The sequence below is a fragment of the Bacteroidales bacterium genome, assembly GCA_016707785.1.
In the GTDB taxonomy this organism is placed as follows: Bacteria; Bacteroidota; Bacteroidia; order Bacteroidales; family UBA4417; genus UBA4417.
This window is the reverse complement of the sequence record JADJGZ010000029.1, coordinates 62776-88632: the sequence shown is the minus strand read 5'-3', so window position 1 is coordinate 88632 and position 25857 is coordinate 62776. Positions and strand designations below refer to the sequence as shown.

Sequence of the window (25857 nt, the reverse complement as noted above, 5' to 3'; positions counted from 1 at the left end):
TTTGAATTACATCCCCTTCTTGCAGCTAATGGAACATTAACCAGTCAGTTTAACAGTGGAATCCTGACAATTGACTGGGTACTTAATCCACCAATAACTTCTGGTGTAAGCATACCGGAGGGTGATGCAATTTTTGACCTCCGGTTGAATTTTGAACAGGGAATAGCGTTGCTTGAGTTTATTGAAAACGATTGTTTATTGTCACTGGCTAATCCAACCCAGGATCCGGTAACTTTCACTTTTATTAATGGAAGTATCACTGAGGGTTCAGCTAGCACTTTAAATCTGGAAGTATTTGTTGAAGGATTATACCTTGGATCCGGGTTGATGCGAGAATCTTCGAATGGAAATACTTCTCAATGGGGAAGTGGAATCGCTGACATAATCACCATTGAATTACATGATTCGTTTGATTATTCAATTATTCATTACACCGCTTACAATGTCCAGTTAAAGACAACCGGGCTTGTCACGATCAATGTCCCTTCCTACCTGAATGGCTCATATTACTTAACCATTAAGCATAGAAACAGTATTGAAACGACTTCTTCAAGTCCTGTTTCATTTGCGGGCGGGATGATCAATTATGCCTTTGATGCACCGGCAAAAGCATTTTCTGCAAACCTCAAACCATTGACAGATGGCAGATACGCGCTATACACAGGAGATGTAAATCAAGACGGATTAATTGATGCAGAGGATCTGATACCCGTGGATAATAAAGCCAGTAACCAGGTATCAGGTTATTTCCCTGAGGACTTGAATGGAGACGGAACTGTTACAAACCTGGACATTGAACTGTTGTATCAGAATACGAGTTCCTTTATAAGAAAGAAGTTACCCTAAGTCTGATTAGAAGTACATAAAAGTGAATTCATTAAAAATGAGGATAGGGTTTTACCAATATTATTGAAGGTGAAGCCCTATCCTATTGAATCATAGACCTGTGAAGAAAAGAAACAGGCAGGCTAATAAACCTAATATTTTGATGAAATTGAAAGAAATCATTAATTTTTTAAAAGGTATCTGCTTGTTATAAAATAATTTTTACTACTTTTGCACTCCAATTTTATCAGGAACACCATAATTGTTTGAAAATGTACGCAATAGTTGATATCGCCGGACAGCAATTCAAGGTTGAAAAAGACCAGAAAATCTTTGTGAATCGCCTTACAGGTGAAGAAGGTTCAAAAGTAGAGTTTAATGAAGTATTGCTTGTTGACAACAACGGCAATATCAGTGTTGGAGCGCCTTTGGTATCTGGAGCTGTTGTCAGTGCTACGATTTTGGCTCATCCACGCGGAAAGAAAGTGAAAATTTTCAAAAAGAAGCGCCGTAAAGGGTATCAGAAAGAGACCGGGCATCGCCAGGATCTTACTCAGCTTCAGATTGAAGGAATTACTGCCTAACAGGAGATCATTTTCCTGTGGCAAAGAATTGTAATATTTTGTACAACTTTTAATAAAAGAATAAAATGGCTCACAAAAAAGGTGCCGGTAGTTCATCGAACGGACGTGAATCCCATAGCAAACGACTTGGAGTGAAGATTTATGGCGGACAATTTGCTCAGGCTGGAAACATCATTCTCAGGCAACGTGGAACTGTTCATAATGTAGGTCTGAATGTTGGCCTGGGCAAGGATCATACTATTTTTGCCTTATGTGACGGAGTTGTTGAATTCAGGAAAAGAAGAAACGATAAGTCCTACGTCTCGGTTCATCCTCTCAGCGCTGAATAATTATTGCAGCATTTCAGCTGTCAAAGATAATTCCCCAATAAAATCTCCTGATGAGGTAATCAGGAGATTTTTATTTTTGTACCTGTTTAGCTTAAAAGTGACTAATTGATCCATTCATAATTTTAAAAAACCATGTTAGAACTGAATTTTCTCCGGGAAAACCCACAATTGGTAGTTGAAAGACTTTCTGTAAAACATTTCAATGCTGCCGAAACTGTTCAACGTATCCTGGAAATGGATCAAAATCGCAGGGAAACACAAAAACTGCTGGATGATAATCTTGCAGAATCGAACCAGATTGCCCGTGAAGTAGGAAATTTATTCAAGTCCGGAAAGCAATCAGAAGCACAGGCTTTGAAAGATCGCTCTGCAGAATTGAAGGTCTTAGCCAAAGATCTGGCTGAACGACTTGAAGAGATTCAGAAGGAATTAAATAACCAATTAGTCACATTACCAAACCTCCCCCATCCAACCACTCCTCCTGGACGTCATGCCGAAGACAACCCTGTTGTTCTTCAGGAAGCAGAGATACCTCAACTCCATGAAGGTGCTGTTCCTCATTGGGAGTTAACTCAAAAATATGACATCATTGATTTTGAATTGGGGGTTAAACTAACAGGTGCAGGTTTCCCTGTTTATAAAGGGAAAGGTGCCCGTTTACAGCGTGCATTAATTAATTTCTTTATTGACGAAGCCCTGAAAGCCGGCTATCTTGAAATTCAACCTCCCCTGATGGTAAATGAAGCCTCAGGTTACGGTACCGGACAGCTTCCCGATAAAGACAGCCAGATGTATTTTGTAGGATTGGATAATTTTTACCTAATCCCAACTGCAGAAGTTCCAGTTACCAATATCTACAGAGATGTAATCCTGAAATCAGAAGACTTCCCTGTTAAAAATGTTGCCTATTCTTCATGTTTCCGGAGGGAGGCAGGCTCTTATGGCAAAGATGTCCGTGGATTAAACAGATTGCATCAATTTGACAAGGTCGAGATTGTCCAACTCCGTCATCCGGACGATTCCTATAATGCATTGGAAGAGATGCGTGAGCATGTAACCAACCTGGTTCGCAAACTTGAACTTCCATTCCGCATCATTCGTTTATGTGGTGGTGATATGAGCTTCACCTCTGCCTGGACATATGACTTTGAAGTCTATTCTGCGGCTCAGAAACGTTGGCTTGAAGTAAGCTCTGTTTCCAATTTTGAAACCTTCCAGTCGAACAGGATGAAACTCCGCTTTAAAGAAGAAACTGGTAAAACACGCCTTGCACATACACTAAATGGAAGCGCCCTTGCGTTACCAAGGATTGTTGCTGCCTTACTTGAAAATAATCAAACCCCGGAAGGTATCCGGATCCCTAAAGCTCTGGTTCCTTATACCGGATTTGATATGATCAGCTGATCATCATCGTCTCGCAGGCTTTGAAGATCAATGCAAAACACTAATTAAACTTACAATCTTGAAACCTGCCATTCACATACTTTCATTCTTTACGATCCTGATTCTTTGGCTGGGTCCTGGCAGGGCTATGGCTCAACAGACTGAGGAACAACTGGGCGTTCAGTATTATCAGAATAAGGAATATGATAAGGCAATGATGGTATTTGAAGGACTTTTTGAAAAAAATCCTTCACAGTTCAACTATATCTATTACATCAACTGTATCATTGAACTGAAGGATTTTGAGAAAGCTGAAAAGATCATCCGTAAACAAGCCCGTACATTTCCAAACGATCCAAGGTTCCAGATCGATATGGGATATGTTTACATTATGGAAGGTGAAACCCAAAAAGGAAGAAAAGTGTATGAAGAAAGCCTGAAGGATCTTACGGCAGACAGATCGCAGGTTTATAATCTTGCCAATGCCTTCATGAACCGCAGGGAAACAGATTATGCAGTGAGGGCTTATAAGCGAGGCAGGGAATTATTCAAGGACCCAAGCCTGTTTGCTATTGAACTTTCCTATTTGTATGAAAGTCTTGGGAACTCTGAATTGTTGCTCGACGAATACCTGAACCTGTTGACATCTCAGCCCACTCAACTTTCAATGGTTCAAAACCGACTGCAATCCTGGTTAAGTTACGATACCGATAATGAGAAAAATGATACTTTCAGAAAGGTATTGTTAACCAGGACACAACAATTCCCTGATGAAATCATATATGCCGAGTTGTTGTTATGGTATTCCATTCAGCAAAAAGATTTTTCACTTGCCTTCATACAGGCACGAGCGCTTGACAGGCGATATGCTGAAAGTGGGCAAAGGATATTTGACCTGGCGGCAATGGCAGTTAGCAACAATGATTATGCAGTTGCCATTGAAGCATACAATTATATTATCAAAAAAAATGCAGATCCCTTGCTTGTTATTGAAAGCCGGGTTCAATTGCTAAATACAGAATTTATCCAATACACGGATAAATATGTGATTGAAAAAGAGAAAATTGCGCTTCTGGGGATTCGATACGAAGAACTTCTTAATGAACTGGGGAAAGGACCAAGGACACTTCCTTTAATCAGGAACTTAGCACATCTTCAGGCTTTTTATCTTGATAATGCAGTTGGAGCTATCCAATTGCTGGAAGAAGCAATCGCCATCCCTAATTCCCTTGCAAAAGAGCAAGCCCAGTGTAAACTTGAACTGGCAGATATCTACTTATTTTCAGGTGAGCAATGGGAAGCAACGCTTCTTTATTCACAGGTTGAAAAAGCATTCAAAAATGAGCCGCTTGGGCATGAAGCCAAGTTGAGAAATGCCCGGTTATCCTTCTATATAGGTGAGTTTGATTGGGCCAGGACACAATTGGATATTTTGAAAGCAGCCACTTCGAAATTGATTGCCAATGATGCAATGGAGTTATCCCTGATGATAAGCGATAATATCGGGGAGGATAGCATTACCATTCCTTTATCCATGTATGCGGAAGCCGATTTATTTGTTTTCAGGAACCAATATTCTGAAGCTCTTGCTGTTTTGGACAGTCTCTCAGTATTATTTCCCGGTCATGCCATTCTGGATGATGTGATCTTTAAGAAAGCTGAAATCATGGAAAAGAAAGGTCAGTTTATGGATGCAGCAAATTTATATGCATCACTGATCAAGGACTATCCATTTGATCTTTTGGGAGATGATGCCACTTTTCACCTTGCAGATCTCTATGAATCCCATTTAAATGAGCCCGCAAAAGCGCAACAACTATTTCAGGATCTGATGATTAATTACCCCGGAAGCCTCTATGTTGTCGAAGCAAGGAAGAGGTTTAGAAGTCTAAGAAATGACCCTGTTAATTAATCGTCAAGGAGATATTTTATGTATGAAGTTAGAGCGAAAAAACAACTGGGGCAACATTTCCTCAAGGATGAAAATATAGCTTCCGCTATTGCAGATAGTTTATCACCCACTGTGCAATCGCTGCTGGAGGTAGGTCCAGGGACAGGCATGCTCACTAAATATCTGCTTAAGAAAGGTTTCCAGGATTTTAAAGTGATTGAACTCGACAGGGAATCTGTTAGTTATCTCGAAAGCCATTACCCGGAATTAGGTTCAGGCTTGATATCCGGAGACTTTCTTCGATTGGATATTAAAAAATTGTTCCCTGGAACCTTTGCATTGATTGGAAATTTCCCATATAACATTTCAAGCCAGATATTTTTTAAAGCCATAGATGAAAGAGATCGGGTTTCAGAGATTGTAGGGATGTTGCAACAGGAAGTGGCTCAAAGGATAGCCGCCGGACCAGGTAGCAAAACTTATGGTATATTGAGTGTCCTTTTACAGGCCTGGTATAAGGTAGAATATCTGTTTACCGTCCCTCCCACCGTATTTGTCCCGCCACCAAAAGTAACTTCAGCCGTGGTGAGGCTGATACGTAATGAAGTTATAGATTTGGGATGCAATCCAAAGTTGTTTCATACGGTTGTAAAAACTGCCTTCAATCAAAGGCGGAAGACTCTTCACAATGCATTGAAGCCCCTTGCTGATTACCAGGGACCCTATAGTTCCAAAAGAGCTGAACAGTTAAGTGTATATCAATTTGTTGAGCTGACGCTGGAAATAGAGGCACTGAAACCAGCACAATCCCTTTAGGGCTAATGAAGAATGATCTGGTTTCTGAGACCAGCATCAAGCTCAGAAATACTAACTTTGCAGATTCACAACATTTCAAATGTTAAATTTGACATTACCGGAGATGCTGCGTAATGCGGCAAATAATTTTCCTGGCAGAGGGATTTCCTATGTGTCAGATGATGGTTCTATGGTCTTTCATAGCTACTCTGAACTATTATCAAAGGCGGAATTATTTGCAGCCGGATTAAAGTCTATTGGAATAAAACCAGGTGAAACAATTATCCTGGCTACAGAATTTAACCAGGAAACCATCATTAGTTTATGGGGAAGTTTCCTGGCAGGTATCATTCCGACTGTCCTTCAGCCTCCCATTTCCTTTGCCGATCAAAGCCAGGCAGCCATCAAGCTTCTCAATGTATTTCGTCTATTAAACCAGCCTGTGATTATTCTGAGTAAGGCTATTTCAGATGAAAACAATGATCTTCACCGATGCATTAAATATTACAGCGACATAGACTTAAACGGGAAATTTGAGCCTGTTCAATTATCGTCTGATGATACAGCATTCATTCAATTTTCCTCAGGAAGTACAGGTGAACCCAAAGGGATCAAATTAACACATAAGAATCTTATGTATAATATGAATTCCATTACGCTGGGGCTTCAATTTTCACATGATGAGAATACAGGAAACTGGATGCCTCTTTATCATGATATGGGCCTAATAGGCTATCATCTTACCCCCATTTATTATACTCATAATCAATTTCATATTGAAACAATTGATTTTATCAAGAATCCATCCTTATGGCTTGATTTGATCAGTAATAAAAGAATCAGGGTTACAGGTTGCCCAAATTTTGGCCAGGCACTGGTCCTCAGGCATCTGAAAAGGAAGAACCGAATTCCGGATTGGGATTTCTCATCCCTGCGTGCATTGCTTAATGGGGCAGAACCCATCTCTGTGAAAATCATGGATGAATTTGTTGAATCCTTAAAAAAGTTTGGATTCCCTGAAGAGGCAATGATGCCGGTTTATGGAATGGCAGAAGCAACTTTAGCAATTTCCTTTTCTCCAATAATGGAGTCAACAGTGGTTCATAATTTTGATATTGAAGAACTTGACCTAAACAAAGTAGCTAAAACTGTTGGCCAAAATACCAACCCATAAGCCTTCCAGAAGTATTGCTTCTGTTGGTATACCACTGGATCAGGTTGAAGTTCGGATAGTTGATGATTCTGATCAGTTACTTCCTGAAAGCATGGTTGGACATATTCAAGTTGGGGGGCCTGCATTGACCAGGGGTTATTATGCCAATTCTGAAGCTACAGAAAAAGCATTTTGTGGAGAATGGTTAAGAACAGGCGATATTGGGTTCTATTTTGAAAAAACGCTTTATATCAGTGGAAGACACAAGGATATAATATTTATGAATGGCAGGAATTATTTTGCCCATGATCTCGAAAACCTTGCATGTTCCATTGAAGGAATCAGTTACGGAAAAATAATATTTGGTGGCATCACCGACCCAAAAACATCCAAGGAGAAAGTCCTGGGATTCATAGCAGGAACGCCTGAAGCCAAGGCTATTGAGACTCTTTCCTCACTAAGGTCGCTTTTAAGAAAGAAGTTGGGGATCCACCTCGACGAAATGGTGCTCATTCGGTCTAATGAAATACCAAAGACCTCCAGTGGGAAAATTCAACGTTATAAGCTTATTCAGCGCTACCTTCAGGGAGAATTCAAAGAGAGACGGGTCAAATAAATCCAGGTTCTGTTCTGAATTTCAGCATTTATCGCTTTATTCAAGAGCCCTTGTCTATATTCATCAAAGTGGCCAGGGAATCAAAGCTTTAGAGACGCTTTACTGAATTGATTTTGATTGCTGCCGGGGATTATCTTATTTTGCATGATCAATACTACCAGAAATGGCTAATAAGAAACCAGGCAGTTCACCCGCTATTCCTTCTCCTGAAACTGTTCTAAGCGATAAACGGCCCATTGACCTTTGGTTCAAGATCATCTTGTTTGCTTTTGCATTTGTCCTATATGGAAACACCCTGAAAAACGGGTATTCTTTGGACGATCTGTATGTTACTTACAATAACCCTGTTGTAAAGCAAGGGATTAAAGCCATTCCAAAGATATTTACTTCGCTGTATATCAATATCAATGCTGAAGAAGGCGGAAGCATGAATTTTGGTTACCGTCCGGTTGCAAAAGCCATGTTTGCAGTTGAGCATGAGATATTTGGAGATAATCCGGGGCCAAGTCACCTGATTAATATAATTTTATATGGAATAAATATTTTACTCCTGTTCATCTTATTGCGTCGACTTCTTCCTAAGCATAATCCCTGGTTTCCATTTATTATCAGCTTATTATGGGCGGCTCATCCTCTGCATACTGAGGTTGTGGCCAGTCTTAAAAACAGGGAAGAAATACTGAGTTTCATCTTTGGCATACTATCTATTCTTTTCTTCCTGGATTATGTGCGTAAAGGCTCGGCCTGGTATGTTCCTGCCGGTGCCTTTGCATTCTTACTCAGCCTTATCTCCAAGCCTGGAACGCTGCCATTTATCGTTGCAATTCCTTTGATCCTCTATTTCTTCACTGACGCAAAGCCCAGAAATATTGTTTGGACAACGGTTTCCTTACTAGCCATATTTTACATATCCCTTCAGATTGTAAAATACTCGATGCCTTTTGTTAACAGGCCTGTATTATTTATTGAGAATCCTCTTCTATTTGAAGATAATTTCATGCTCAAGATTTCAACGGGTTTTTCCGTAATGCTTTTTTATCTGAAGATGCTGGTCTATCCGCATCCCCTTGTATTTTACTATGGTTACAACATGATTCCTATCGTGAGTTTTTCAGATCCATGGGTCATATTTTCAGCTGTCCTGCATATTGCATTATTTGCTTTCGCGATCTGGAAATTAAAAGAGAAGCATATTCTTTCTTTTGCGATACTGTTTTACCTGGTGGCAATTTCAATGTATGCAAATATCGTCAAGCAGCCCACGGGTATAGTTGCTGAGCGATTTCTGTATATCGCTTCCCTGAGTTTTTGTATTGCAGTCGGCTGGTTTGTGTTTAAGCTGTTCAAACAATCCACAACCGCTGAAATGCCAATGAATACCCGGTGGAAAGTGATGGGAATTATCATCATTCTCCTCATCCCGGCAACAGCAAAAACCATTGACAGGAATAAAGACTGGGAATCAGAAATAAGTCTCTTTTCCCATGATTTGAAATACCTGGATCAATCGGCAAAAGCTCATTATATCTACGCTAATGCCTTAAAGAGTGCAATGATTGAACGGATTAAAAATTCGGGGGAATCAGGGGGTTATGAAGCTGAGATCCAGGAAATCCGGGCCCTTCTTGAAAAAACAGTTGCTATCTACCCGGGATATTTCGAAGCCTGGAATACCCTGGGAGAGTTGAGCAGTATGATGCAAAAAGATTATGCTAAGGCCCTGGAATATTTCCGTCAGGCTGCTAAAGCAAAACCTACTTATGCCCCAGCATGGTTCAACATGGGATATTCTCTGCAACAGTTAGGACAATACACTGAAGCAATACCTTGCTATCTCAAAGCATCTCAGTTAGATACTACGGATATTAAATCACTCTCCAATCTCGGGGCTTGTTACAGTAAAGTTGACAAAGTGGATTCAGCCATTTATGTGAATCAGCAGATCATCAAGATTCGCCCGAAAATGAAATTACCTTACCTGAATATTATATCATATCATATGCAGCACAAGGATACTGCGAGTGCCGTACCCTGGCTTGAACAAATTGACATGATTCAACCCGGTGACAGGCGAATTGCATCTGTGCTGTATAAATACTACCAGTTGCGGGATCCTGAGAAATCAGCTTATTACAAGGAAATACTGATCAATAGCCAGCCACCATCAGATCCAAAGGCAGATGAGCAACGATAACCCGATAGAATCTATCAGCAGGGTGTTTGACTTATTGCCGCACCTGAAGAAGCACCATAACAAGGCTGTTCTGTTTGGTTATTGCAGGGCCAATGGAGAGGTAACTCTTTCGACTGAAGCCTATATCAGAATGTCGGATCAGATGAGTACTGCTCTCCTGGTGCTTGGTATAAAGCCAGGGGATCACCTGGTTTCATTAACACCCAACCGACCGGAAATGAATATAGCTGATATGGGAATTCTCCAGATTGGCGCTATTCATGTTCCGCTGGTTCCGGGGATTAGTGGTGACAGGCTGCAATCCATCCTGGCTGAAACTAAATGCAAGTTGGTATTTTATTCAGGCAAGAAACTGTTGCCAGAACTTCTTACCCTCCAAAAAACCTTACCCGCCTTACAACATTTCATCTCACTTGATCCCACTGATGAAACTACCACATTTCAGCAGCTTCTGCGTGATGGTGAAAAACAATCAGGCAACCATGACCTTGAGAGCTACAAAGAAGCTGTGAAACCTTCTGATCCTGCATCTGTTATCTATATTTCCGGCTCAACAACAGAGATTAAAGGGGTAGTCCTCAGCCATAAAAACCAGGTTTCGAATATCCTTTCATATTCGTTGCTTTCCCATTTTCCCCATATCAAAACAGTAGTCAGCCTACTGCCCCTGGCCCATAGTTTTGAGCGAACCATCAATTATTGCCAGCAGTATTTTGGTATATCCATATGGTATATAGAGAAAATTCCGGGCATGATAAAGGATTTCAAGGCATTGAAACCGGAAGCATTGGTGATGGTTCCATTATTGCTTAGCAGACTGTTTGCCACTTTTGAACAACATACTCTTCACTCTAAAGGCTTACCTAAAAGCATCATCAAAAAAGGTTTAAAAACCGCCCGCAACCTTGAGCCTGGAAAACGCCCCCCGCTAAAAGCGTTGCTTCCTTTTCTGCTTTTGAAATGGTTCATCTTTCCAAAGTGGCGGCTGGAGTTTGGCAACCGGTTGCAATTCATTTTATGTGGAGGAGCCGCCCTTAGTCCTCATTGGTTAAATCTTTCCTTTGCTGCAGGAATACCAGTTTATGAAGGGTATGGGATTACAGAAGCAGGGCCTTTGATTTCATACAATCACCAGGCTCATTTCAGCAGTTATACTGTTGGTAAACCCATGCCTAATGTGCAGGTGAAGATCAGTCCTCAGGGAGAAGTACTTGTAAAAAGTGATGGCATAATGACAGGTTATCTGAACAGGACCCAGTCGCCCATCGACAATGAAGGATGGTTACATACTGGTGATTTAGGCATTATTGATGACCAGGGATTTATTCGGCTGACAGGGATCAGGAAAACAATCTTTAAACTCACTTCCGGAATTTATGTGAATCCTGAAAAAATAGAAGCGCGTTTAATTGTCAATCCGGTATTCAGGCAGGTATGGATATTTGGACTGAACCGGGATGAAATGATTGCTATTTGCTCTTCAAGCCAGAAACATATGTCAAAAGAACCATCCGGGCCTGTTATTTTGCATCTGCGACATGAACTGGACCCTGAGCTGGCCTTTTTGTACAAGGATATCATTGAAGCTATGAAACAGTATAATTCAGAAAACCGAAACCAGGATCAGATACAAAGGATAATCATTTGTAATGATGTGTGGTCTGCTGAAAAAGGATTTTTGAAAAATGATGGAAATTTAAACCGTAAAGTGCTTTTTGAACATTATTCAGAAATAATAGAAAAGGCCTATAAAATCCATTAATCCTTCTGAAGAAATGTTTTCAAAGTGAAATATATATTCATAGGAATGGAAACTAATATTCCGAAACTGATTTAAACAATTTCTGTCCTTTTAGCTTTATACTTATTTCTCTTTTCTTATGCTCATACAATCCAGGTTCTCGGAAATCGTAAGGATTATAAAACAATCACTGCAAGGTGAAGAGCATGATTATACACAGGGAAATATCCGAAAAGCTGTCTTTCTGCTTGCCATACCTATGATTCTTGAACTAAGCCTTGAAAGCGTATTTGCTTTGGTTGATATGTTCTTTGTCGGTAAGTTGGGGGAGAATGCCATTGCAACCGTGGGACTCACAGAATCGGTGATAAGCATCGTTTATTCGATTGCAATAGGTATCAGTACAGCTGCCACTGCCGTTGTTGCCAGGAGAATTGGCGAGAAAAATCCGGATGCTGCAGCACATGCAGGGGCCCAATCGTTGATTGTTTCCATTTTAGGGACTGTAATAATAAGTATTGTCGGGGCTTATTATGCAGCCGATATACTTCGATTGATGGGTGCAAGTCAGGAGGTGGTTGCTGAAGGTGCCATCTTTACCAGGATCATGTTTGCGGGTAGTGGTGCAATTATGTTACTTTTCCTTATCAATGGGATTATTCAGGGGGGCCGGTGATGCTGCAATGGCTATGAAAAGCCTGTGGATTGCCAGTCTGATTAATATCATCCTATGCCCCATCCTGATTCATTTCTTCGGGCTAAAGGGAGCAGCTATTGCAACCCTTACCGGGCGCAGTTCAGGTGTACTCTACCAGTGCTATCACCTCTTTAAGGGAAAAGGAAGCCTAAGATTCAAACGAAGTCATTTCAGGATTGATATCCCGATTATACGCACCATTGTAAACATTGGATGGCCGGCGACACTGCAATTCATCATTGCCAGTGGCAGTTGGATCATTTTAGCCCGACTGGTAGCTGAAACAGGCGGAACTACTGCTTCTGCGGGCTATCAGATAGCGATCAGGAATGTGGTATTCTTTATACTGCCAGCCTGGGGCCTTAGCAATGCTGCTGCTACTTTGGTTGGCCAGAATCTTGGTGCTAAACAAATCGATAGAGCAGAGAAAAGTGCTTTAATAACTGCCAAATACAATGCAATATTCATGGGTTTTGTGATGATCCTTTTCCTGGTCTTTGCCGAACCGATCATTAAATTCTTTTCTAATGATGAAGACGTAATTGCATATGGTGTTCAGTCCCTGAGAATTATGGGGACAGGTTTTATATTTTATGGCATTGGAATGGTGATGACCCAGGCACTCAATGGAGCAGGTGATACCCGGACACCCACCATTATTAACCTGGTTGGATTCTGGTTTTTCCAGATTCCTTTAGCCTATTTTCTTGCTGTTGTCATGAACCTGAAATCAACAGGTGCATTTATTGCTATTCCGGTGGCGGAATCACTAATAGCCCTTATGGCTTTGTATTTCTTCAAAAGAGGGCGGTGGAAGGAAGTACAGGTTTAAGAAAAGATTCAACTTATGTTATGTTAAATATAAAAATGTAAAATGAGCCAAAGGCTCCCCTTCGGGGTAAAGTTCAAAACCTCTATAATTCTGGTTATTTCACTGCATGTTTGTGGCAAATTAACCTGAACATAACACTAATTAAGATTTCAAAAAATGTGTTTCAGTCCTGGCACTCTGAGCATCAGCCAGGAAACAGAGAAAGTAAATACCAATGAGGCCGGGGCTACAATGCCAAATTTAATCAATGGATGCAGGCTTATTCCAGACATGGCATACATCAGTATTACACAAACCAGTGGATGGATTACATAGGCAGCAAATGCTGACCGTCCCATAGCTGCAGTTATCCTCCCCTGTTTATTCAGATATTCCCTGAAAACCACAATGGCCATCATGCCTGTTCCCACGCATTTAATTACTTCCCAAAAGCTATACAATAAGGATCCAAGGGAGCCCGCCCCTTTAATGGTAGCAAAACTTACATTCTTTCTGAGAACAAGGAAAATAATCAAGGGGGCAATCATAAATATCAAAGCGGTGATAAACCACTGCCGTGCTTGCTTACTTCCAAGCTTATCAAGCCATTCATATTGCCATGCAACAGTCCCCAGGAAAAATGAAGTAGCAAAGAGTACCATGGATGCGAGCGGACGGGCTGCCAGATAACCACCTCCCATTGGAAGTAAAATACGTGCCAGAAAGCTTAAAAGACCTAAGGCAATAACGAAAAGCAGGATGGATCGGTTCGATGGGAATGAAAGTGATTCAAACTTTCGGAATCCCGCAGGAAAGACAAGTCTGTAGGCTGCATAGGCAAATGAGAAGAATAATATCAATGCTACAAACCACATGACTCCCATGTATCCATAAGTTCCTGACTCATACATACCTGTTAAAAATTCAATGAACCCGGCTGGTTCACCTTTCGCTTTCAGACTGATAAATTTAACCACTGGTCCGATGAGGAAATAATAGAGGATTAATGGAAGCAAAAGTCTCATCCCCCGCTCTTTCAGAAACCGGAATATTCCTTTTTTGTTGAAAGAAGCCGGGGTAAAATAGCCTGCAATAAAGATGAACATTGCCATCAGGAATGAATAGGCCAGCATATCGAAAAGATAGAGGACTGCTTTAGTCATCATATCATTAACCGGTTCAATATAATACCAGTTTCCCCCTCCAATGGCGCCATAAGCCACCGAAACATGCCCGGCTATCACATAGGATATCAGGAAGATCCTGATATTATCAAGGTAAATGATCCTATCCTTCATTCAATTACAAAATTTTCCTGCGAAATTAATTTCAATCCTGCACTTTTTCTAATGATCTGTTTTACTTCTTTTCTTTCTTTCCTAAAGTGGCATTCATGAAGTGCCAATTCGTATAATAAGCAAACATAGTAGCTTGAAAACCACGGGTGAACCAGAGGAAGATATTCCATCGTCTTTGCTGCCAGAAAGTTTTGAAAGCTTTCTTCCTGATTATCTTCAGATTGTAGTTATCATGCCAGATGCGATGCGTGGTTTCATGAAGTTCATCATGGCTCATGGAAGCAGGGTGGTAAACGACAGAAGTGAATTGGTATTGATTCCAGTCATCAGGATAATTGGTCTTTATCAGTCGGCCATGTTCAAGGAAATCATTATAAAGCTGCGTTCCCGGCAAGGGAGTCAGTACGGAGACCTGGTATGCATCTACACTTGAATCGATCATATATTTAGCCCTGTCGAGAAGGCTTTGTTGGTTATCTCCTTCAAGGCCCAGGATAAAAGTTCCCAGGACAGAAATGCTGTGTTTATGAATTTTACGGAACACCTCCCCATAGGTATCCAACCGCTTCAGGTTCAATCCTTTGTTAGCCAGTTTTAACTGTTCAGCTTTTTCTGACTCAATACCAAGTAAAATCATTCTGCATCCCGCGTCGCTGGCAGCTTTAAGAACCTCAGGATCGTCTGCAAAATTCAATGAAGCCTGTGAGAACCAGACCTTATCCAGCTTACGTTCCTTCATCCCTCTGAAAATAGCCAGTGCATGTTCCCTGGCCTCTTTCCCATAACCAATAATATTATCGTCAACAAAAAAGATCATTTTCTTTTTAATACTGGCAATTTCATCCAACACTTCGCTAACCGGCCTTAAACGATGCTTTTTGCCATTGAATGCAGTAACTGAACAAAAGGTACAATTCATCGGGCAGCCTCTTGTAGTTTGAATAGAGGAAAACCAGTATCCGGGGTGAAAAAGATCATGACGTGGCCTGGGGGACAAAGAGAGATCTGTTATTCCTCCCTCATACAGACTTTTCATTTTCCCTTCCTCAAAATCGCGGATCAGCTCCTTCCAGCAACCTTCAGCTTCACCAATAACTACAACATCAACATATTGTCTGGCTTCACCAGGTGTCATGGAAGCATGGATACCGCCCATCACTGTAGGAATTCCTTTCCCTTTGTAGAATGATGCAATATCATAAGCCCTTTTGGCAGAAAAAGTAAATGCCCCGATTCCCACCAGGTCAGCTTCTATAAATTCATTTTCCAGGTCCAATGGGTTAAACACTTCATCCCGGATCTGAACCTCCCAGTTTTCAGGGGTCAGGGAGGCCACAATACCTAATCCAAGGGGAGGATACCGCTGCCCCTGGTTAACAGTAAACCCTTTATTCTCAGGATTTATCGGATTGATTAACAGTAGTTTATATTTTCGAGAAGACATCCAGCTAAATAGAGGAACTAAAGATAGTTATTTGTGCATATTCAAATTAACTGATATGTCTATAAATGTTTCATTTCAAAAACGTTTCTATTAAATTTGTTTACTTTTGCGCACAGTGTTAACACTCCTAAATTGGCTAAAATGACGATTGAAGAATTTATCAAAAACATTGAGACTGAATTTGAAGAACTGGAAGCTGGCAAACTGCAGCCAGAAACTCATTTCCGTGAAGTTTTTGACTGGAACAGCATTAATGCCCTTATCCTGATTGCCATGGTAAAAACAGAGTATGGTGCCACCATAAATGCAGAAGATATTCAGAAATCAAAGAGTATTAATGATCTCTATGAGATAGTTAAATCAAAACTTTAAATCATGGCTCTTTTTTCCATCCCGAATGTTCGAATGGCTGGTATATCGGCTGCAGTCCCCCGGAAAGAAGTTTCCAACCTCGACTACAAGTGGGTTTCAGTTAAAGATCGCGAGATGCTGGTTAAGACGGTGGGTGTGGAAAAACGGAGAGTCGCTGAAGAAGGTACGGCCACTTCAGATTTATGCATTGCATCAGCAGAAAAGTTAATATCCGAATTAGGCTGGGATAAGCAGGAAATCCAGTTATTGATATTTATCAGCCAATCAAGAGATTATATCATTCCTTCTACATCTGGTATTATACAGGATAAATTGGGCTTGCCTCATTCCTGCGTTGCCTATGACATTGGCCTGGGATGTTCCGGATGGGTTTATGGGGTATCAGCCATGGTTAGCATGATGCAATCCACAAAAATCAAAAAAGGCCTGCTGCTGGTAGGAGACATTTCTACTTTAACAGCCTCATACAGGGACAAAAGCACTTATCCCCTCTTTGGAGATGCTGCTACAGCAACAGCTTTTGAATATGATGAATCAGCACCCCCCATGCATTTCAACCTGGAGTCTGATGGCTCAGGATTTGATGCTATCATTATTCCGGATGGTGGGATGAGAAATTTCATTAGCAAGAAATCCTTTGATGTCGTCAAATATGGAACGGGAATCTACCGGAATCGCCTTCAAATTGCCCTAAATGGGATTGAAGTATTCAATTTTGCCCTTCGGGAAGTGGCTCCAAATGTGAAAAAACTTTTACAGGAGACTTCCAGAACAACCGCAGATTTCGACTTCTTTGTCTTTCACCAGGCAAATTTACTGATGAATGAAACCATCAGGAAAATGCTAAAAGTTGAGAAAGAGAAAGTCCCTTATACCATTAGGAAGTACGGGAATACCAGTTCTGCTTCAATTCCTTTAACCATTGTTTCCGAACTAAAGGAACAGATCAGCAGTAGTAAGGTCAGGCTTCTAACCTGTGGATTTGGAGTTGGCCTCTCATGGGGTAGTGTTGCTATGGAATTAGACCATGTCGTTTGCCCTGATGTTATTGAATATTGATTTCATTCATCTAATTTTTAGGAAATGACTGCACCCTTTGACCTTCACGGCAAATCGATCCTGGTTACGGGAGCTTCTTCCGGAATCGGGAAAGAAACTGCAATCAGGATGAGTCAGCATGGTGGGTCCCTAATTATCACCGGTCGTAACAAGGATCGACTTCAGGAAACGTTTGAATTACTTGAAGGTTCAGGGCATCAGATGCTGGAGGCAGACCTGGTTATTCCTGAACAACTGGCATCTCTTGTGGATTTGCTTCCTGAATTGGATGGAGTAGTTTTTTCTGCCGGAATAACCGGCCATTTACCTGTAAAATTTATTACCCAGGCGGAAATAGACTCTTTCTTCGGCATCAATTATACATCAGTTGTACTATTGACAGCCCGTTTATTGAAGAAAAAGAAAATCAGAAACAAATCCTCACTGGTATTTCTATCCTCCACTGCAACCCGTTTCCCATATTTTGGCGGCGCTTTATACAGTAGTACTAAAGCTGCATTAGAGGCATACTCAAAAGTTCTGGCTGTAGAACTGGCACCAAAAGGCATCCGTTCCAACTGTATTTCACCTTCTTTCGTGAAAACCCCAATGGTTGATGGAGCGGCAGAAACCATTTCCAAAGAGGTACTGGAAAAATTTGAAAAAATGATGCCCCTGGGATTTGGTGAACCCGGAGATGTAGCCAATGCAGTATTATTTCTTGTTTCTGATGCTTCTTCATGGATTACAGGTACAAACCTGGTACTTGGGGGAGGATAAAAAATAATTTGCACCTCATCCTGGCAGCAGTAGTTTCTTTTAGTAATCATCACATTCTGTGTTAAGCGAAGGCTCCGGCATAACAGCATACAGACTAAAGTTGCTTTCCAATTTCATTAAGATTCAGGCTCAACTCCTAACATCTTATGAAATAATGATAAATTTGGCTGATTAGAAGATGTCTTCAGGACAGAAATTCTCAGATTAATCATTGAGCTTCATGAATTGCATCCCTGACATCCACAAATAAATCCCTGACCTCATTGAATACTCCTGATTATAGCGTAGTTGTGCCGGTTTATAACAGCCAGGAAACGCTTGATTTGCTTTTTTCACGTACCAAAGCTGTGTTCGATAATCTTGGAAAAAGCTTTGAAATGGTTTTTGTTGATGATTGCAGCAAAGATCAGAGCTGGGAAAAATTAAGTAAACTTAAGGAGCAGTTTCCGGCTGAAGTAACCGCCATTCGACTTTCAAGGAATTTTGGCCAGCATAATGCGGTTTTTTGCGGTTTTGAACATTCCAATGCTGATTTGATCATTACAATTGATGATGATTTACAGATTCCTCCGGAAGAAATCCCCAAACTGATTCAATCCTTTGCCAAAACCGATGCCGATCTTGTGTATGGATATTTTGGCAAGAAACAACACTCTGTTTTCAGAAATTTTGGAAGTTACTTTATCAAGAAATCCTCACGGGTTTTGCTTCAATCCCCGGGGGAAGGTTCTTCCTTCAGACTACTTACGAAAGGGCTGGCGCAAAATATCCTCAAACATAACCAGGATTTCATGTATATTGATGAGTTATTACTCTGGTATACAGGGAATATTGCCTTTGTCCAGGTTGACCATCAAAAGCGAACCGCAAAACATTCAGGCTATTCTACCTGGAAATTGATGAAACTTTCTTTCAATATAGTGATCTATTATACGGCTGTTCCTTTGAGGATCATGACCTATGGAGGTTTTATCCTTTCTGTTTTAAGTTTTTTCCTTGCCATACGTTTCATCATCAATAAGCTGATCCATGATGTACCCCTTGGATACACCAGCCTGATCGTGGCTATTTTGTTTTCAACCAGTATCATCATGCTTTGCCTTGGAATGATTGGGGAGTACCTTACCAGGATTTACAAGGTTCAGAATAAGAAACCACCCTATTCCATTAAAAAAATCCTAAAATGATAGTCACCAAATATGGACTTATATTAAGGCGGCTGCAGCTGGAGGATATTGAACTGGTCAGGCAGAAAAGAAATTCTGAAGAGATCAGGCGCGTTATGCAATTCAAGGGAGAGATTACCCCTGAAATGCAACTGAAGTGGTTTCATTCCATCAACAATTTTAATAATTACTATTATATTGTTGAATATGAGGGCAAGAAAGTAGCTTTGATCAACGACAAGAACATGGATTGGGAAGCCAGGACCAGTGAATCCGGACTGTTCTTTTGGGATAAGGATTACATTCAAACCTTCCTTCCTATCCTTGCATCATTGGTTTTATTGGATATCGGCTTTTATTACCTCGACTGGAAAACCTCCTTTATTCATGTAATGCGTGATAATTTTGCCGCTATTGGGTATGCTCAACAAATAGGTTACGAGATTTGCGAAGGCCAGGAAGAGGAAGAGAACCAACTCTATTATTTATCACTGGAGAACTTCGAGACCAAGAGCAGGAATATCCGTCGTGCTGCCAGGGCTTTCCAGGATAATGAATACCGGGAAGGCTACCTGTTACTGGAACCCTTTGATTTTGAAACCGGTCTGGCAGCTAAGATTGAAGAGTATTTCGAAAAAGCGGGTATCCTTTTCAATACAGAAATAACTGACCAGGGAAAAAATATTTTAGATAATTCCTCCCTTTGATCAAAAGGGGGTTGTTACCTTTTAACCCATTGGGTATAGATTTTCACTAACAGGGAAGGCTTATTCAGCAACCACATCATAAACCTGTAGGGCAGCAATCCAACCATCCAGCCAACGGTATAAAGCCACTTTGCATAGATGATTGCCGGGAACGACCATAAGAAAATCCCAATATTAAAACGCTTATATTCCCTTGGATAGCCGGCTTCATCAGCTATAGATCCAACCACCAGGTCAGCGACCCTGATTTGCAAAACCGACAATTTCTTCCTGTACACTCCAACCCTGCTGGAATCAATAGGCTGAAACAAAGTCTTAAAGTATCTTTCAATGATTTCCTTTGAAAAAGTCTTTTCAATCAATTCCCGCTTTTCATGAAAATGGAAGATGGTTTGATTGAAAGGTATCCCTAGAAACTCACATAATTCCCTGAACCTTCCTTCTGCATTGTCCACCAGGTCTTCATACCTGATTGTGAAGAACCTACCGGGATGCTGAACGGCAACCGATTCAATGACTTTCCAGGAATATTTCCATCGGTAGGACAGTAAGGCGATATTCGGCATTTCAAAATCTACATCCAGCATCGAAACAAGGTTATCCCTGTAATCCCGGGTAAGGTGAATAAATTTAGCATTTGGGAATATCTGCGTAAGCAATTCCGTTTGATTGGAATACACCGGATTCTTATCCCCGATAAGTAGAATGTTTTCCTTTAAGAAATAGGATGAATATTGGCTATAAACAACCTTGACAAGAGTTTCAAATGAATGCTTTCCTTCACAACTCAAAATACTGCTTTTCAGTTTCTCTTTATTCAAATCAGGCCAATTGGTTATTTCCCAATAAGGAATCCTCAATTTCTGGAATAAAGCCTCATAAAACTCAAGTAATAATTCACGATTCCAGGTTGTTACATGTCCGAACCTTTTGTATAAAGCAAGAATCATCGGCCATTCCTGCGGGATTGTTACATTGGGATGAGCATCAAAAAGCGTTCTCAGCAGGGTAGATCCTGTCCGGGGCCGCCCAACGATAAAAAACATGGGCGTTTGAATAATTCTATCCAGTTCCGCTTGCGTCATGATCTGCTAATTTTCTTCCAGATGGTTTGAATTACCTTAAAATCCTTAGCCTGGAATAATAGAATTTCCTTAAGCGGGATTTTCATTTTTAAGGAGAAGACCATCAGAAGTACAACAGCTCCAATGGAATAGCTCACATTACTTGCCCAGGCAGCACCAATTCCCCCGTAATCGGGTATCCACAGGAAATTAAGAAGGACATTGATCAATAATGCTGGTACAAACACCATGATCAGCATAAGTGGCTGGCCCTGCCCTGCAAAACGGCCCATAAGGATCCTCACAACCACAAACATGAGTATCCCGGGCAACATCCACCTGACAATGGCTATGCTGGGACCAAATTGTTCGCCAAAAAGGAGGGGCAACAACCAGGGTATGATAAGCCATAACAGAACAGCAACAAATAACACTAAAAGGAATGATTGTCGCAAAAGGCTTGCCACATCACGGTTTAAAGCTGTTTCATCCGTGGCATTGGCGCTTCTGCTCATCACCACCAGTCCAATGGCATTGGGAAGTTGCCATAGTTTATCGCTAATCGCTACACCCAATGAATAGTACCCTACTTCCTTGATCGTGGATAATTGCTGGAGCAGAATCAGATCCACCCTATAATTCAACTGCATTACAACAACGGCAAGAGCATATACAATGCCCATTCCTGCAAGGCTTTTAATGACCACTTTATCGTAGTAAAGCCTTACCCTGAATTTCTTCAGGATATAACTGAGTGAAATTAAAGCAACCACCAGGTTGGAAATAAAAAGGGCCAGCAAAGCACCTGTTACCTCCCAACGTATAAAGTACACGAATAATAGTATGCCCAGCAGGTTGAAAAAATGAGGAAGCCATACCTGCAGGTTTGACCGTTTGAAATCCTCTTTCCCAATGTAGATTCCCCCGGTATAAACCAGTATTAGCTTTACCGGGACCGACAACAGCGTAATCAAGCCCATCCATAGTGTCATTCCCTGCGGTTTCAGCCAAAGGAAGGCAATTCCACTGAAGAGGATTGCGATTACACTGGTGATAAGAAGGAGGCTGAGCACACCAGAAACTGTGCGATTATCATCAAAAGTCTTTTTCCCTAAGTGGTAAACTGCTGACCTTCTTATCCCGATGAGGGCGAAACTCACCATAATAAGCGGTACAACCAGGATGGCAGCATATAAACCTCTCCCTTCAGGGCCTAATTGCCTGGAAAGGACAATATCCACCATAAAGGCATTTAGCAGCGCCAGGAGGTTGCTCCCGAATACCCCGCTGATATCCCTGAAGAGGCTACGCTGGGACATAGGATCAGGTATCAGGATTCCTAAGCTTAACGAAAGTACGGGCGAGCACCGGCCCCCTGTTTTTGATGGCTATCTTGGTATCGAAAGGGAAAAGGTCAATGAAATCACGAAGTACATACAAGGCCCGGCCATAAATCAACCAGGGTAATGACCAGAGGAAGGCCTTGAAGCCAGTGTGTTTATACTTTCTTTCATAACCATATTCTTTGATCCACTTACCAGCTACAAATTCGGTAATTTTAATATCCAGATCGGGAAGCTGAGTTTTCCAAAGGTTAACTTTAGAATTACTGATAGGGGAAAACAGGCTTTTATGATATTTCATCATCTTTTCGATGTTGAATTTTTTCATCGCTTCACCCTGTTTCTTATAGAACTCAAAGACACTGTCATTATAGGGAATTGAAAGGAAATCGCACATCTCCCTGTAATACCGGGTAGGATCAGTTACAAGATCTTCATACCTTATCGTATAGAACTGGGCTTTATGCTTCTTTTTGATAGCGTGCAATTTCCGGGCAGAATGTTCCCAGCGATAGGCGAGTAATGCGGTGAAAGGCCCTTCAAAATCGACATTTTTCAATGAAATGATATTATCGCGGGGATCACGCACAAGATGAATAAATTTTGCATCAGGGAACAATGAGAGCAGTTCCGGGGTATAAGTTGCATATACCGGATTTTTGTCGGCAATCCAAAGAATATCTTCCTTAGGAAACAAGGATTGGTAGTCGTAATACACTACTTTGCAAACATTCTGAAAAGTATTGGGCCCTTCACATTCCAGTAAATCTGCTTTCATCTGATCAAGATCAATATTCCAGGTATCAAACTTGATATGCTTTTGAACATCTTCATGGAATGTTAAGAGCAATTCCCGGGACCAGTGTGTGACTTTGGCATATTTCTGACTCATGTTGATAATGAATGCACATTCAACAGGTGTTGCCACATTGGGGTGCGCATCAAACAAGGTTCTGAGCAGAGTAGTGCCTGATCGCGGGCGCCCCAGGATAAAAAACACGGGAATTTTTTCTACCTTCTGACTTACGGTTGTATGGGCCATGTATCGATTGGATTGCCGATGGAATACCGGACGATTGAATTTTGGCAAAAATAGGGAAAAAGATCCTCATTGTTCCCTTATAGCCTGAACCATGTTTGCTGCATATCCAACACCCCAGACTAAAATAATTTATAATTCATCTAAATTGCTTATGAATAGAAACTCTGCGTGTGATTGATTACTGTTAAACTGGCCTGCACTATGCTTATTTTCTGAGGATTATAAATCATGTTAAGTACTTCTTGTATGGATGCGCCTGGCCTTTAATGTTAACTATTTCATTTTATAACCTATTTTTGTCATATACACATCAGTAGATGTATAGATATTCAACCCAATTCTTATGAAAACGAAAAACTTACTCTTTCTACTACTCATTTTCGGAAGCATCTTCATTTTCTTTTCGAGTTTTATGCCTTATCCGGGTGGGGCCCCTTCGCCTTATTACTATTCAGGATCACCAGGTGACGGACATGATTGTTCGTCCTGCCATGGAAATGCATCTCCAGCCACCGGATGGATTACTTCCAACATTCCCGCTTCAGGATATATTCCGGGAACTACTTACCAGGTTACAGCTACCAATAGTGGCAGCGGTAGCGGGAAATACGGCTTCGAGTTATCGCCTCAAAATAATGCAGGACAGTTACTTGGAACATTAGCACCCGGGACTAATAGCAAATTAGTCGGTAGCGGAAAATGGATAACACATTCAACTTCCTCTACCAGTGTAACTTCCTGGACCTTTAACTGGACTGCCCCTGTTGCCGGGACCGGATCAGTTACTTTTTATGCTTCATTTACAAGGAGTGAAGGAAGCGCAACCAGAAACAGCAGTCTTACCGTTTCAGAGGCTGCTGTCAGCGTTCCTGCTGCAGCAGGCCCCATTACCGGCAATACCACTGTGTGTAGAGGAACCAGCGCAACATTTTCAGTGGGTGCTATTTCCGGAGCTTCCACCTATGTTTGGTCAGTTCCTGCCGGGGCGGAAATTACTTCAGGACAGGGAACCACCTCTATCAATGTATTTTTCAGCACTGGAGCAGTTTCCGGGAACATCAGTGTTTACGGCTCAAATTCAGCAGGCAACGGCTTACCCTCAAGCCTGGGAATTACTGTAAACCCTTTACCCATGCAGCCTACAGAGATCACAGGCCCTGTTAATATTTGTTCTGGAGCAACGGCCCAATATTCAGTTGAAAATACTGCCGGTATTATCTACAATTGGTCAGTCCCGGCAGGTGCTGTCATTAATTCAGGACAGGGGACCAACAGTATTGAAGTTACTTTCGGGTTAAATGGCGGCTACATTGAATTATCACCCTCCAATAACTGTGGAAGCGGTCCGGGAAGAGTCCTTTTTATTACGGTACGTTCCATCCCTTCTCAGCCCGCTGTAATGGAAGGTCCGGAAGCTCCGTGCGAAGGCAGTACTGTTAATTATGCAGTTCCAAATGCAGAGGGAACCACCTTTACCTGGACTGTACCCAGCGGATCAAGCATCGTTTCAGGACAGGGAACCAATAGTATATCAATGCTTGTTGGACCCGAATCCGGGGAAATATCGGTAACACCCGTCAATGATTGCGGGACAGGCCCCGCTAAAACCAAAAATATCATTATCTCTGAAATGCCATTGCAACCGGGGGAAATTTCGGGAATAGCCGAGCCCTGCCAGGGAAGTACACAGGTATACACGGTTGAAAATACTCCAGGCGTTGAATATAGTTGGGGAGTGCCATCCGGTTCAGAAATTATTGACGGGTCAGGCACCAACTCTATCACCGTTGTAATAGGCCCAAATAGCGGGTACATAGAACTTCATGCAGTGAATGACTGCGGACAATCACCTGTCAGGACCAAATACCTTACAATACAGGCCTTACCTGGCTGGACTGCATTCATCTCCGGTCCTTCAGAATTAGATCCAACCCTCACTCCTACTTCAAATTATTCAACTACCGGTGCTGCGAATGCTACTCAATATGAATGGGAATTAACACCAGCCGAAGCCGGAACAGTTACCGGCAATGGTTTAACAGCAGTAGTTAACTGGAATCCGGGATATTTTGGCGTAGTCATCATCCGGGTCAGGGGGAGTAACAGCTGTAGTGAAGGAGAATGGTCCGATCCTAAAGAGATTCATCTCGTTCTGCTTGAGGGAATACAAGAACCAAGCAAACCCAGTTTTACACTGTACCCCTCCCCATGTAAAAATGAGTTATTCATTGAAACAGCCAACTTAAACGGGAAAATAAAGGCTTCATTGCTGAATTCATCCGGAAACCAGCTTCAATCCTTTGAAATTTAAGGGGAGATGTTCAAACGTCTCGATATTAAACTTACACCTTCAGTTTATTATTTGCTTCTTCGCACTAAACAAAACTTTAGCATTCAAAGATTCGTTGTAATCCCCTGATCCATTTCATTTAGCAACCTTGCAATGATAAGGTGCGTCATTGGGCATAAAATCCCAGTGTAGCACCTTTTTCTTTTTTACAATCCGATTTATCAGTAAATATTCCCGTTCATCTTCTTTTTAATCCCGTTGAACAAAAAAGGTATGGTGATGTTTAAAATGGCA

21 protein-coding genes and 1 pseudogene are annotated in these 25857 nt (G+C 41.4%); 17 read left to right on the top strand and 5 right to left on the bottom strand.

Features of this window, described 5'->3' with window-relative positions; all coding sequences use genetic code 11:
• From IPH84_15085 to IPH84_15035, 11 genes and pseudogenes are all read left to right on the top strand, one after another.
• Positions 1–846, top strand: an 846-nt coding sequence (locus IPH84_15085) for a hypothetical protein (GenBank protein MBK7174516.1), incomplete at its 5' end; no start/stop codon positions are given.
• A gap of 251 nt (positions 847–1097) precedes the next feature.
• Positions 1098–1409: a 50S ribosomal protein L21 gene (gene rplU / locus IPH84_15080; GenBank protein MBK7174515.1), complete on the top strand. Its 312-nt coding sequence runs from the start codon at positions 1098–1100 to the stop codon at positions 1407–1409.
• A gap of 65 nt (positions 1410–1474) precedes the next feature.
• On the top strand, positions 1475–1738 hold the full coding sequence (rpmA, locus tag IPH84_15075; GenBank protein MBK7174514.1) for a 50S ribosomal protein L27: 264 nt from the start codon (positions 1475–1477) through the stop codon (positions 1736–1738).
• Positions 1739–1870: 132 nt separating this feature from the next.
• Positions 1871–3142 carry a serine--tRNA ligase gene (serS, locus tag IPH84_15070; GenBank protein ID MBK7174513.1) on the top strand — a complete coding sequence of 424 codons (1272 nt, stop codon included), beginning with the start codon at positions 1871–1873 and terminating at the stop codon, positions 3140–3142.
• A 58-nt stretch (positions 3143–3200) separates the two neighbouring features.
• Positions 3201–5033, top strand: coding sequence for a tetratricopeptide repeat protein (locus IPH84_15065; GenBank protein ID MBK7174512.1), 1833 nt, complete (start codon positions 3201–3203; stop codon positions 5031–5033).
• A gap of 18 nt (positions 5034–5051) precedes the next feature.
• Complete coding sequence (gene rsmA / locus IPH84_15060; protein MBK7174511.1) at positions 5052–5828, top strand: 16S rRNA (adenine(1518)-N(6)/adenine(1519)-N(6))-dimethyltransferase RsmA; 777 nt, start codon at positions 5052–5054, stop codon at positions 5826–5828.
• Between the two features lie 103 nt (positions 5829–5931).
• Positions 5932–6981: an AMP-binding protein gene (locus IPH84_15055; GenBank protein MBK7174510.1), complete on the top strand. Its 1050-nt coding sequence runs from the start codon at positions 5932–5934 to the stop codon at positions 6979–6981.
• Positions 6959–7576 (top strand): AMP-binding protein, encoded by a 618-nt coding sequence (locus IPH84_15050; GenBank protein ID MBK7174509.1) that lies wholly within the window; start codon positions 6959–6961, stop codon positions 7574–7576. Before IPH84_15055 ends, IPH84_15050 begins: the two co-directional genes overlap by 23 nt.
• Before the next feature lie 163 nt (positions 7577–7739).
• Positions 7740–9770, top strand: coding sequence for a tetratricopeptide repeat protein (locus tag IPH84_15045; GenBank protein ID MBK7174508.1), 2031 nt, complete (start codon positions 7740–7742; stop codon positions 9768–9770).
• Positions 9757–11532 (top strand): AMP-binding protein, encoded by a 1776-nt coding sequence (locus IPH84_15040; GenBank protein ID MBK7174507.1) that lies wholly within the window; start codon positions 9757–9759, stop codon positions 11530–11532. Before IPH84_15045 ends, IPH84_15040 begins: the two co-directional genes overlap by 14 nt.
• 118 nt (positions 11533–11650) lie before the next feature.
• A pseudogene (locus IPH84_15035) lies at positions 11651–13040 on the top strand (MATE family efflux transporter).
• 149 nt (positions 13041–13189) lie between these two features.
• Here the strand turns inward: IPH84_15035 and IPH84_15030 are convergent.
• Complete coding sequence (locus tag IPH84_15030; GenBank protein ID MBK7174506.1) at positions 13190–14317, bottom strand: acyltransferase family protein; 1128 nt, start codon at positions 14315–14317, stop codon at positions 13190–13192.
• Positions 14318–14378: 61 nt separating this feature from the next.
• Positions 14379–15761, bottom strand: a complete 1383-nt coding sequence (locus IPH84_15025) for a B12-binding domain-containing radical SAM protein (GenBank protein ID MBK7174505.1) — start codon at positions 15759–15761, stop codon at positions 14379–14381.
• Between the two features lie 141 nt (positions 15762–15902).
• Here IPH84_15025 and IPH84_15020 point away from each other — a divergent pair, with 141 nt between their 5' ends.
• The 5 genes from IPH84_15020 (at position 15903) to IPH84_15000 (ending at position 19824) form a co-directional block, all read left to right on the top strand.
• The gene (locus IPH84_15020) at positions 15903–16133 is read left to right on the top strand and encodes an acyl carrier protein (protein MBK7174504.1); all 231 of its coding nucleotides are present in this window, start codon (positions 15903–15905) and stop codon (positions 16131–16133) included.
• Between the two features lie 3 nt (positions 16134–16136).
• The gene (locus IPH84_15015) at positions 16137–17192 is read left to right on the top strand and encodes a ketoacyl-ACP synthase III (GenBank protein MBK7174503.1); all 1056 of its coding nucleotides are present in this window, start codon (positions 16137–16139) and stop codon (positions 17190–17192) included.
• 24 nt (positions 17193–17216) lie between these two features.
• On the top strand, positions 17217–17951 hold the full coding sequence (locus tag IPH84_15010) for an SDR family oxidoreductase (GenBank protein ID MBK7174502.1): 735 nt from the start codon (positions 17217–17219) through the stop codon (positions 17949–17951).
• Positions 17952–18214: 263 nt separating this feature from the next.
• Positions 18215–19138, top strand: coding sequence for a glycosyltransferase family 2 protein (locus tag IPH84_15005; GenBank protein ID MBK7174501.1), 924 nt, complete (start codon positions 18215–18217; stop codon positions 19136–19138).
• On the top strand, positions 19135–19824 hold the full coding sequence (locus IPH84_15000; protein ID MBK7174500.1) for a GNAT family N-acetyltransferase: 690 nt from the start codon (positions 19135–19137) through the stop codon (positions 19822–19824). Before IPH84_15005 ends, IPH84_15000 begins: the two co-directional genes overlap by 4 nt.
• 14 nt (positions 19825–19838) lie before the next feature.
• Here IPH84_15000 and IPH84_14995 read toward each other — a convergent pair whose 3' ends face one another.
• The 3 genes from IPH84_14995 to IPH84_14985 are packed head-to-tail and all read right to left on the bottom strand — an operon-like array spanning position 19839 to position 23273.
• A complete protein-coding gene (locus tag IPH84_14995; GenBank protein MBK7174499.1) occupies positions 19839–20909 on the bottom strand; it encodes a sulfotransferase in 1071 nt (356 codons plus the stop codon).
• Entirely contained in the window at positions 20906–22207 is a 1302-nt protein-coding gene (locus IPH84_14990) for a polysaccharide biosynthesis C-terminal domain-containing protein (protein ID MBK7174498.1), read from the bottom strand. The genes IPH84_14995 and IPH84_14990 overlap by 4 nt, the downstream gene beginning before the upstream one ends.
• Positions 22208–22211: 4 nt before the next feature.
• Positions 22212–23273: a sulfotransferase gene (locus IPH84_14985; protein MBK7174497.1), complete on the bottom strand. Its 1062-nt coding sequence runs from the start codon at positions 23271–23273 to the stop codon at positions 22212–22214.
• 343 nt (positions 23274–23616) lie between these two features.
• Between IPH84_14985 and IPH84_14980 the strand changes: the two genes are divergently transcribed.
• Positions 23617–25584: a hypothetical protein gene (locus tag IPH84_14980; GenBank protein ID MBK7174496.1), complete on the top strand. Its 1968-nt coding sequence runs from the start codon at positions 23617–23619 to the stop codon at positions 25582–25584.
• Positions 25585–25857 lie beyond the last annotated feature (273 nt).

Excerpts from the sequence above, each read along its gene's own strand:
- rplU (MBK7174515.1), top strand. The coding sequence starts at position 1,098 with ATGTACGCAATAGTTGATATCGCCGGACAGCAATTCAAGGTTGAAAAA.
- rpmA (MBK7174514.1), top strand. The coding sequence starts at position 1,475 with ATGGCTCACAAAAAAGGTGCCGGTAGTTCATCGAACGGACGTGAATCC.
- serS (MBK7174513.1), top strand. The coding sequence starts at position 1,871 with ATGTTAGAACTGAATTTTCTCCGGGAAAACCCACAATTGGTAGTTGAA.
- rsmA (MBK7174511.1), top strand. The coding sequence starts at position 5,052 with ATGTATGAAGTTAGAGCGAAAAAACAACTGGGGCAACATTTCCTCAAG.
- IPH84_15055 (MBK7174510.1), top strand. The coding sequence starts at position 5,932 with ATGCTGCGTAATGCGGCAAATAATTTTCCTGGCAGAGGGATTTCCTAT.
- IPH84_15045 (MBK7174508.1), top strand. The coding sequence starts at position 7,740 with ATGGCTAATAAGAAACCAGGCAGTTCACCCGCTATTCCTTCTCCTGAA.
- IPH84_15040 (MBK7174507.1), top strand. The coding sequence starts at position 9,757 with ATGAGCAACGATAACCCGATAGAATCTATCAGCAGGGTGTTTGACTTA.
- IPH84_15030 (MBK7174506.1), bottom strand. The coding sequence starts at position 14,317 with ATGAAGGATAGGATCATTTACCTTGATAATATCAGGATCTTCCTGATA.
- IPH84_15025 (MBK7174505.1), bottom strand. The coding sequence starts at position 15,761 with ATGTCTTCTCGAAAATATAAACTACTGTTAATCAATCCGATAAATCCT.
- IPH84_15020 (MBK7174504.1), top strand. The coding sequence starts at position 15,903 with ATGACGATTGAAGAATTTATCAAAAACATTGAGACTGAATTTGAAGAA.
- IPH84_15015 (MBK7174503.1), top strand. The coding sequence starts at position 16,137 with ATGGCTCTTTTTTCCATCCCGAATGTTCGAATGGCTGGTATATCGGCT.
- IPH84_15010 (MBK7174502.1), top strand. The coding sequence starts at position 17,217 with ATGACTGCACCCTTTGACCTTCACGGCAAATCGATCCTGGTTACGGGA.
- IPH84_15000 (MBK7174500.1), top strand. The coding sequence starts at position 19,135 with ATGATAGTCACCAAATATGGACTTATATTAAGGCGGCTGCAGCTGGAG.
- IPH84_14995 (MBK7174499.1), bottom strand. The coding sequence starts at position 20,909 with ATGACGCAAGCGGAACTGGATAGAATTATTCAAACGCCCATGTTTTTT.
- IPH84_14990 (MBK7174498.1), bottom strand. The coding sequence starts at position 22,207 with ATGTCCCAGCGTAGCCTCTTCAGGGATATCAGCGGGGTATTCGGGAGC.
- IPH84_14985 (MBK7174497.1), bottom strand. The coding sequence starts at position 23,273 with ATGGCCCATACAACCGTAAGTCAGAAGGTAGAAAAAATTCCCGTGTTT.
- IPH84_14980 (MBK7174496.1), top strand. The coding sequence starts at position 23,617 with ATGAAAACGAAAAACTTACTCTTTCTACTACTCATTTTCGGAAGCATC.